Origin of the sequence: Paenibacillus tarimensis (assembly GCF_021532315.1) — a bacterium.
In the GTDB taxonomy this organism is placed as follows: Bacteria; Bacillota; Bacilli; order Paenibacillales; family Paenibacillaceae; genus Paenibacillus_I; species Paenibacillus_I tarimensis.
Genome location: NZ_JAKGAO010000027.1, coordinates 82,686 through 91,313 on the forward strand (window position 1 = coordinate 82,686; position 8,628 = coordinate 91,313).

9 protein-coding genes are annotated in these 8,628 nt (G+C 54.0%); 1 reads left to right on the forward strand and 8 read right to left on the reverse strand.

Features of this window, described 5'->3' with window-relative positions; translation table 11 throughout:
• Window positions 1-73 precede the first annotated feature (73 nt).
• From uvsE to L1N82_RS20465, 4 genes are all read right to left on the reverse strand, one after another.
• Window positions 74-1,159, reverse strand: a complete 1,086-nt coding sequence (gene uvsE, locus L1N82_RS20450; protein WP_235289316.1) for a UV DNA damage repair endonuclease UvsE — start codon at window positions 1,157-1,159, stop codon at window positions 74-76.
• Complete coding sequence (locus tag L1N82_RS20455) at window positions 1,156-1,473, reverse strand: intracellular growth attenuator family protein (protein ID WP_235289317.1); 318 nt, start codon at window positions 1,471-1,473, stop codon at window positions 1,156-1,158. The genes uvsE and L1N82_RS20455 overlap by 4 nt, the downstream gene beginning before the upstream one ends.
• Window positions 1,474-1,554: 81 nt before the next feature.
• Window positions 1,555-2,664: a D-alanine--D-alanine ligase gene (locus L1N82_RS20460; protein ID WP_235289318.1), complete on the reverse strand. Its 1,110-nt coding sequence runs from the start codon at window positions 2,662-2,664 to the stop codon at window positions 1,555-1,557.
• A 75-nt stretch (window positions 2,665-2,739) separates the two neighbouring features.
• Window positions 2,740-3,915 (reverse strand): amidase domain-containing protein, encoded by a 1,176-nt coding sequence (locus tag L1N82_RS20465; protein WP_235289319.1) that lies wholly within the window; start codon window positions 3,913-3,915, stop codon window positions 2,740-2,742.
• A gap of 318 nt (window positions 3,916-4,233) precedes the next feature.
• Between L1N82_RS20465 and acnA the strand changes: the two genes are divergently transcribed.
• Entirely contained in the window at window positions 4,234-6,945 is a 2,712-nt protein-coding gene (acnA, locus tag L1N82_RS20470; RefSeq protein ID WP_235289320.1) for an aconitate hydratase AcnA, read from the forward strand.
• A 181-nt stretch (window positions 6,946-7,126) separates the two neighbouring features.
• Here acnA and L1N82_RS20475 read toward each other — a convergent pair whose 3' ends face one another.
• The 4 genes from L1N82_RS20475 to L1N82_RS20490 all read right to left on the reverse strand — a co-directional run.
• Window positions 7,127-7,627 (reverse strand): hypothetical protein, encoded by a 501-nt coding sequence (locus tag L1N82_RS20475; protein WP_235289321.1) that lies wholly within the window; start codon window positions 7,625-7,627, stop codon window positions 7,127-7,129.
• A 59-nt stretch (window positions 7,628-7,686) separates the two neighbouring features.
• Entirely contained in the window at window positions 7,687-7,923 is a 237-nt protein-coding gene (locus L1N82_RS20480) for a hypothetical protein (RefSeq protein ID WP_235289322.1), read from the reverse strand.
• Between the two features lie 16 nt (window positions 7,924-7,939).
• Entirely contained in the window at window positions 7,940-8,251 is a 312-nt protein-coding gene (locus tag L1N82_RS20485) for a hypothetical protein (protein WP_235289323.1), read from the reverse strand.
• Between the two features lie 215 nt (window positions 8,252-8,466).
• A partial coding sequence (locus tag L1N82_RS20490; protein WP_235289329.1) for a transposase occupies window positions 8,467-8,628 on the reverse strand: 162 nt, incomplete at its 5' end.

Here is an 8,628-nt window from a genome sequence, read left to right on the forward strand (position 1 = left end):
AACGCGTTACATGTAACCCTTCTTGTTCAACGTACTGGATTTTATCTCATCATTCAAGCATAGCCTGCCCGCATCAGGTTGGTATCACAATCGTCGCACCGTCCAGCACCCGGACCGCTTCCCCCCGCTGTTCAGCTGACCGGAAATCTTCCATGAGGCGCATAAGCGCTTCGTCCTTGCGTTTGGCCTCCAGCATGACGTCCAGCCGTTTGCAGGAGGAAGCAGCCCCTTGCAGGAAGCGGAGCAGCGGCTCATAGTCGACATGGTCAGCATGACCGCGCGGGTCCTTCGTGCTCTTCGGGCTCGAAGCGTGAATCTTCGGCGGCAGGAACAGCTCACTTTCAGCCGGTTGCTCATCCGGGATTACGGTGGCATCAGACTGTTCCCCATCCCTTTGGCCAGTCGAGGCCAGCCGGTCGTTCTCACGCTCCCATGTCTGCACGATGCGCGGCCACAGATCGCCAAGCAGCTGCTCCTCGGTAATCCCACCGTCGTTCACGGCATGATGGTGAATATCCAATACCATCGGCACCCCGGCACGCTCAGCAATCTCCAGGGTCTCCTGCGTATTAAAGGTTTTATCATCGTTCTCGAGCGTTACCCTGCTGCGCAGCTTGGCATCGAGCTCGCCGAATTGGTCGACAAACCGGTCACCCGATACGCATTTGTCGCCGTATGAGCCGCCGACATGGATGTTGCATTTGGCCCGCTCGTCGAGCCCCATTGCCTCCAGCATCCGGATATGGTAATTCATATCGCGTATAGAGCTTTGCAGAACATCCGGCTTTGGCGTGTTGAGCACGCAGAAATGGTCAGGGTGGAAGGACACCCGCATATGCTTGTCCCTCGCAAACTCCCCCACCTTGGCAAAGGCTTCTCTTACATCTGCATTCCGGTAAGGGTCCCAGTCACTGAGCCCCTCATGGGTGGTCAGCGGGATGATTTTTGAGGAGAACCGGTACATCCTTATGTCGTGGGCTGCCGCATGCCGGAGCACACGCAGCGCATTCTTCAAATTTTCTTCCGTAATCCGCTCCAGCTTGCGAAGCGCCGCTTCCCGGTCGGCCAGTTTTGTAAAGTTTGCGTATGTCATCGTTCGGGACGGTGATGCATTCTCAAGCAGGACACTCATCGCGACGAAGCCGAAGCGGACGATCATGAGCGATCCCCGAAGAACATCTCGTACGCCAGCGCCGTCTGAACCCGCGCTTCCTCCTCGGTCAGCTTGCGGACCAGCTGCATCTCCACCTGGGTCACTTCCTCACCCTGAAAGTTGATCTCGGCAATGGAGGCCGAAATTTTCACGATAGCGATGGCCTGATTGTCTGGCGCGTACGCAATGACCTTCTGCCCGGTCGGAAAGACGCGGAAGCCGCTCTTGACCATCTTGCCCTTGCCGTATTCCAGCAGCTCGTACAACTCCTGCTCAGACTTAAACTTGCATACCGAGTTAAACTCCGTTTCGAATCCCATACCTGTCGCCTCCCTTGGATAATAAGTGCCATTAAACGGAAACCGGACCGCACTTCCCTAAGTGCGTCCGGCCCTGTTTGCTTATTCCGTGCCGCCGGTATAATCGATTTGCTGCTTCTCGGCATGGCGTTCGAGCGCCAGCTGAATCAGCTTATCCAGCAGCTCCTGATACGAGAGCCCCGTTTCCTTCCACATCAGCGGATACATGCTGAACGGCGTAAAGCCCGGCATCGTATTCACTTCGTTGATCAGCAGCTTCCCGTCTTCCTTACGCATGAAGAAGTCCACACGGGACAAGCCGGACCCGTCAATCGCCAGGAAAGCGCGGACTGCCATCTCACGAACAGCTTCCGCCGTTTCATCAGGCAGCTGTGCGGGAATCTGCATGACCGATTTTCCGTCAATATACTTGGCGTTATAATCATAGAAGTCACCCGACGACACAACCTCGCCCGGCACCGATGCGCGGGGCTCGTCATTGCCGAGTACACTGACTTCAATCTCTCGCGCATCCACGAATTCTTCCACGATAACCTTACGGTCGAAGCGGAATGCATAGTCAATCGCCTTTAACAGTTCCTCACGGTTCTTCGCCTTGGAAATCCCTACGCTTGAACCAAGATTAGCCGGCTTGATAAAGCAGGGATAGCCTAGCGACACTTCCACTTCCATCACGAAGAAATGGGGGTCCTTCTGCCACTGCGTCCGGTTGAAGTACCGGTAAGCGCACTGCGGAATCCCTTCCTGGGCGAACACCTTTTTCATCATGATTTTGTCCATACCGACCGCACTGGCCAGTACCCCTGCGCCGACATAAGGCAGATTGGCCATCTCCAGCAGTCCCTGGACCGTGCCATCCTCGCCAAATGTGCCGTGCAGCAGCGGGAACATAACATCTACACCTGATACAGCTGTCCGATCGTTCCCTGCTTTCTCCGTTAGGCCGGTAAACAGCGGCACAAGCGCATTATCTGTGCCGCTTTCCCCGAAACGGAGCTGCGCAACCTCCTCAGGAGCCTGCAGCAGCGGTGCACCCGAACGCCATTCTCCTTGCTTGGTAATATAGAAAGGTTTAATTTCGTACTTGGTATAATCAAATGCTTTCATCACCGCCAGCGCTGTCTGCAGCGAAACCTCATGCTCGCCCGACTTGCCGCCGTACAGCAGTCCAACCTTTATTTTCTCCCCCATGATGGTCCTCCGGTTAGTAAAATATCCACTTCGTTCCTATCCCATGCATGCGGCCTCTCATCAAGAATTGGCGCTTTAGAAATAGTCTGCTATGTGGAAGAAGCGATAACGGGTGGCTTCCGACCAGGCGTGGGAATCCTTGTAATCCCAGTAGCGGTGGCGGCTTGAGACGGTGTTGGCATTCACAAGCGGCATCCCCTGACGGTCAAATGCGGTCACAATCGTGCTGTGCCCGTACCGGCCGCTGCCGTCCCAGTCATAAGCGATTACATCGCCCAGCTGCAGCTGCTCCGGTGAGCGCACTACTTCAGCCCTGAGTCCTTGCAGCCTGTCACCGGACAGGTAGCCGGCAAGCGCATTCGACACCGACCAGCTGTAGCTCCACCATTCTCTGCCGTCCATCCGGCCCTTATACCACCAGCCCGATTCTCTTCTACCAGTATAGTTCATCGGGGCATGGCCTGCAAAGACACACTGGGATACGTAATTGGTACAGTTAACGTCAAACAGCTCATAAGCAGGATTGGATTCATTCCACCATCTGTCGGCATATGCGGCTGCCAAATCCCGGCGGTAAGGGATTTCCGGGTCCCGGTTATTGAAATCATGCAGCAGTTCATAATTAATATAAGGTAAAGCCAAGGGCTTAGCCGGCATATCGCCTGTTTCCCACCGGGTCCCCGAATGCCAGTGACGCTCCGGCGCTCCCGTTATATGCTGTCCGGTCCGCTGGCCGTTTGGAGACTCCTGGCTGTGTCCATGCACTGCAGCCGCTGTGCTTCGCGATGTCCCAGGGCCCCTGTCGGCCTGTACGCCTGCCTCCTTCGCTATCCTTTCACCCTGCGATGGCTCAACCCTGGTAATCTGCCAGCTGTCCTGGCTGCCTTCCAGGAGCAGCCGCTCCTGCTCCACCCGCTCCTCCGTATAGACGGCAGACCCCTGGCGGATGAGCCGCTTGATCCAGCGCTCCAGGTCAACTGAGAGCCCCTGCGGCTGTTCTTGTATGCCTAGCAGCCTTACACGTGTCTCCTGCCGCATCGCGTCAGCCCCGCGCTGCTGCTCCCGCTGCCGGACCCTTGTACGCATCAGCTCGATGCGCTGCAGACAAGCCAGATCGGCAATCAGCTGCTCCGCATCACTGCGGAGCGGCTCGATACCCGCCTGATTGACAAGCTTAACATATTCATAAACGGCGGCCTTCCAGCCCTTCAATCTATCATTCTCCGGTGCCTTAACCTGTTTTGCAGGCATGCGAGAACCTCCTTTGAAGCTGCTGTTCCCCGGTAGTCGGCTGGACCAGCTGCTGCTCACGCCCGCCGCTCCGCAGGTTGCAGCGGACGGCGAACAATGGTTCAATTATATGAAGAAACAGGCAGTCCCATGAAGAAAATCGCTCTTTACTACTGCACCTAAAAAACGATATACTTATATCATGAGCGATTTTGAAATCGTGTTTCACTCTGTGAAACAAAGGGAAGCATAATCCATCTCCCTTCCCTTGTGGGACCGGTTTATGCAGGATCGCGAGCAGGCTTACCTGAACATATTCTAAGGAGGCGTTTTCAAACCATGGCAAAACAAGACCACTACTCGGTCCGCTCGAACCTTCAGGTCGAAGGCAAGCAGTATGCTTACTACAGGCTGGACGGTCTCGAGGAGCAGGGCCTCGGTCCGATTTCCAAACTCCCCTTCTCCATTAAAGTACTGCTTGAGGCAGCTATCCGGCAATTCGACGGCCGTGCGATTACCGCTGACCATGTGAAGCAGCTTACAGGCTGGGCGAACGGCCGCGAGGATAAGGAAATTCCATTCATTCCTGCCCGTATCGTACTGCAGGACTTCACTGGTGTTCCAGTTGTCGTGGACCTCGCAGCTATGCGCGATACCGTTAAGAAGGCAGGCGGCGATCCGAAGAAAATCAACCCGCTCGTTCCTGTCGATCTGGTTATCGACCACTCGGTAATGGTTGACGCGTTCGGTACGCCGGATGCGCTTGAATATAATGAACGTATTGAATTTGAACGCAATGGCGAGCGCTACCGCTTCCTGCGCTGGGCACAGACTGCATTTGACAACTTCCGTGCCGTTCCTCCTGCAACCGGTATCGTCCACCAGGTTAACCTGGAGTATCTGGCTTCGGTAGCTGCCACCAAGACTATTGACGACGAAACCGTTGTGTTCCCGGACTCCCTCGTAGGTACGGACTCCCACACCACCATGATCAACGGTCTTGGCGTTGTCGGATGGGGCGTAGGCGGTATCGAGGCGGAAGCCGGCATGCTGGGACAGCCGCTCTATTTTGTCACACCTGAGGTTATCGGCTTCAAGCTGACCGGCAGACTGGCAGAAGGCTCGACGGCTACTGACCTTGCGCTGACCGTCACGGAAATCCTCCGCAAGAAGGGCGTTGTCGGCAAGTTTGTCGAATTCTTCGGGCCTGGTCTGTCCAACATCAGCCTGCCTGACCGTGCAACGGTTGCCAATATGGCACCGGAATACGGCGCAACCGTCGGCTTCTTCCCGGTTGATGCCATTACTCTTGATTTCATGCGCCAAACCGGCCGCAGCGAAGAGCAGATTGAGCTGGTCGAAGCTTACTACAAGGCGCAGAACATGTTCCGCACCGATGAAACGCCAGATCCGGTCTTCACCGATGTAATCGAGCTGGATCTGTCCACGATCGTACCGAGCCTTGCTGGACCGAAGCGTCCGCAGGACCGCATCGAGCTGACGAACATGAAGGAAGCGTTCAATAATATTATCCGCACACCGATTGAGAAGGGCGGATACGGCCTCTCCGACGACAAGATTGAAGAAGTCGTTGAAGTGAAGCACCCGAACGGCAAAACGAGCAAAATGGGTACTGGCGCAGTTGTTATTGCTGCAATCACCAGCTGTACGAACACCTCTAACCCGACTGTAATGCTGGGTGCCGGCCTTGTGGCAAAAAAGGCTGTTGAGCGCGGCCTTGTGAAGCCGGAGTACGTGAAGAGCTCGCTTACGCCTGGCTCCCTTGTCGTAACCGACTACCTGCTCAAAGCCGGCCTGCTTGAGCCGCTTGAGAAGCTCGGCTTCCATGTCGCGGGCTATGGCTGCGCAACCTGTATCGGCAACTCCGGCCCGCTGCCTGACGAAGTCAGCCAGGCAATCGCCGACAACGATATGACGGTAGCGGCTGTCCTGTCGGGTAACCGGAACTTCGAAGGCCGCGTGCATGCCCAGGTGAAAGCGAACTACCTGGCATCTCCGCCGCTCGTCGTCGCTTATGCGCTTGCCGGTACAGTGAACATCGATCTGGCGAATGACCCGATCGGTCATGATCCAAGCGGTCAGCCGGTTTATCTGAAGGATATCTGGCCGACTAATGCTGAAATTGCAGAGGCAACGCAAGCGTCCCTGACACCGGATATGTTCCGTGCCAAATATGAGCATGTCTTCACTCAGAACGAGCGCTGGAATACGATCCCGGTACCAGAAGGCGAATCATACGAGTGGGATAAGAAGTCCACTTACATCGCCAATCCGCCGTTCTTCGAGAATGTTACGGACGGCGTTGCCGATATCGAGGATATCAAAGGCGCGAAGGCAATGGCGCTGCTCGGCGATTCCGTCACGACGGACCATATCTCGCCTGCAGGCAACATCAAGCCGGACAGCCCGGCGGGCGAATACCTGCTCGCTCACGGCGTCGAGAAGAAGGACTTCAACTCGTACGGCTCCCGCCGCGGCCATCACGAAGTGATGATGCGCGGTACGTTCGCCAACATCCGGATCCGCAACCAGGTTGCGCCTGGCACTGAGGGCGGCGTTACGAAGTACCTGCCGACTGGCGAAGTGATGTCCATCTATGATGCTTCGATGAAGTATCAGGCGGACGGCACGAACCTCGTTGTCATCGCCGGCAAGGAATACGGCACAGGCAGCTCCCGTGACTGGGCGGCGAAGGGAACCTTCCTGCTGGGCGTCAAAGCGGTCATCGCAGAGAGCTTCGAGCGGATTCACCGCTCCAACCTGGTCGGCATGGGCGTTCTGCCGCTGCAGTTCCAGGAGGGTCAAGGCTGGTCCACTCTGGGCATCAACGGAACGGAAACCTTCGATATCATCGGTCTGTCCAACCAGGTACAGCCGGGTGAGAAGGTAACCGTGAAGGCAACCCGCGAGGACGGCACAACCTTCGAGTTCACAGTAACGGTACGTCTGGACTCGATGGTGGATGTGGATTACTACCGCAACGGCGGTATCCTGCAGACTGTTCTGCGTCAAATGATCAACAATATGTAGTGAAATGCTAACGCAGGGGTGTCTCATAAGCCATCGGAAGATGGCTTGAGACACCCCTGTTCTTGTGTGTGACAAAAGCGATCTCTGCCGCAGCGAAAAGAAACCTTTCCTTGGTAATGTCGTTACCTAAGGGAAGGTTTCTCTTTTGTTTCTATGATGCGGAGAAATTATTGTTTATAGCTCAGGGTACAAAAGACTTGTCATCATTAAATTGTTCCCTCATCTGATTTTGTACCTGAATGGCTTGTTCGTAATTCTCTGCCGTAACAATAAATAGATTACCTGGTTCGGTACCGCCTCTCCAACTGGCTTCTGATGCTATATTGATCATTTCGAAATCTTTATCAAAATACATGAAGCCCGAGTAATTAATCGTATGCGGCTTCTTTGACAAATAATAAGCTAATACCCCCATATTGATCCCACCATCACGCTGATTGACAAAGAGATCAAATGTGGGGTTGGTTTTCGTAAACTCAAAGCCATCAATCGTGATCGTACCTATAAATTTGTGTTGTTTAAATAACGGCCTGTATAATGTTCCCTTAATTTTGATCGTCGTCGGCTCGGTGGAGGAAGGATCATTGGCAATAAAGCTTACCGCGGCTCTCTCCGCATCCACTTTTATGGGCGTACTGATTGTATATAAATATACGGCGACTGCACCGACAAGAATCGACAAAGTATTTACTATTACTGCTTTTTTCGAAATAATTACAGCCTCCTTGTACTAATTTCGCTCTACTGGCGGATGTTCAGCCTCTTCATCTCCTTAGAAGTATGAAGCAGCTCCTCGACAAAGCCCTTGGCCCGCTGCGCTTCTGCGGCATACTGCTCCATGACGGAGGTTGCTTCCTCCGTACTTGCCAAAGTCTCCTCGGAGACAGCCGAAATCGTCGTGATGGCTTCATTAATCCTGGTGTTGGCTGAGAGGATGTCTTCCACATTGTTATGGACAGAGCCAATCTTCGTCTTCACGACATGCAGATGTCCGTTAATGGTCTGGAAAAGCTCGCCTGTCTCCGGCTGCCGCAGTGGTATGGGTTACCGCCTTGGATGACTTCTCCCGCCGCTGACTGACCAGCTCAAGCCCGCTGTCTGCATTTTGGCTCGTCCGTTCCGCAGCCAGCTGCATCTCACCCGAAAGGCCGGATACATGGATCAGCATGGTCGTTTTGAACTGATTGAAAGCCGCCTCCCCAATAACCGATATATCTATCGAAGCCAACTTTCTGATGACATATACTCCATTAAGCAGCACAATCAGCGAGCAAACGATCGACATGAACCATCGATCAAGATACATACAGAACAATACGGCACTCTTCGCTGTGTGATGAGTCCCTCTTTAATCATATGTATTGTTGCCATTTTACTTTGTGTCGGCAGACAGTTCAATTAATATTTCAAAGGCCCGAGGTGTTCTTGCAAAACAAAAGAGGCTGACTCAAAAGGTTCATTAAATTTGACCTTTGAGCCCCATAATCATCGTATTAACAGTAAGAATGGCGTCACAGGGTCTTATCCCCGTGGCGCCATTCTCTGTTTTCGATCAATTGCGGCTTTCTTGAGCAAATTGTGGGCAAGCGAAAGCCACCCGACCTCTAGACTTACTTTTTGTAAGCCTCGAAGCAGGAAACGTCGGAAACCCCGGTTATTTTTGATTTGGCCGAACACACTCTC

Bases quoted from the DNA above. Each gene is read 5' to 3' on its own strand.
- uvsE (WP_235289316.1), bottom strand. From the start codon at position 1,159: ATGATCGTCCGCTTCGGCTTCGTCGCGATGAGTGTCCTGCTTGAGAAT.
- L1N82_RS20455 (WP_235289317.1), bottom strand. From the start codon at position 1,473: ATGGGATTCGAAACGGAGTTTAACTCGGTATGCAAGTTTAAGTCTGAG.
- L1N82_RS20460 (WP_235289318.1), bottom strand. From the start codon at position 2,664: ATGGGGGAGAAAATAAAGGTTGGACTGCTGTACGGCGGCAAGTCGGGC.
- L1N82_RS20465 (WP_235289319.1), bottom strand. From the start codon at position 3,915: ATGCCTGCAAAACAGGTTAAGGCACCGGAGAATGATAGATTGAAGGGC.
- acnA (WP_235289320.1), top strand. From the start codon at position 4,234: ATGGCAAAACAAGACCACTACTCGGTCCGCTCGAACCTTCAGGTCGAA.
- L1N82_RS20485 (WP_235289323.1), bottom strand. From the start codon at position 8,251: ATGTATCTTGATCGATGGTTCATGTCGATCGTTTGCTCGCTGATTGTG.